The sequence below is a fragment of the Actinomadura livida genome, assembly GCF_014648675.1.
Taxonomy (GTDB): Bacteria; Actinomycetota; Actinomycetes; order Streptosporangiales; family Streptosporangiaceae; genus Spirillospora; species Spirillospora livida.
In genome coordinates, this window is the sequence record NZ_BMRO01000039.1 from 2,827 (window position 1) to 3,053 (window position 227).

1 protein-coding gene is annotated in these 227 nt (G+C 69.2%); it reads left to right on the plus strand.

The window, feature by feature from the left end:
* Positions 1-227, plus strand: a 227-nt coding sequence (locus tag IEZ03_RS37155) for a KR domain-containing protein (RefSeq protein WP_189241290.1), incomplete at both ends; no start/stop codon positions are given.

Genomic DNA, 227 nt, shown 5'->3' on the forward strand with positions numbered 1-227 from the left:
AGCGATCAGCTCGCGGGCCTCCTCGCAGGCATTCCGGAGGAACACCCCCTCACCGCCGTCATTCATGCGGCCGGGGTCGTCGACGACGCCGTCGCCACCACGCTCACTTCCGAGCAGGTCGATGCGGTGCTGGCTCCCAAGGTCGATGCGGCCTGGAACCTGCACCGCCAGACCCGCCACCTCCCCCTCAACGCCTTCATCCTGTTCTCCTCCGCCGCCGCCACCCT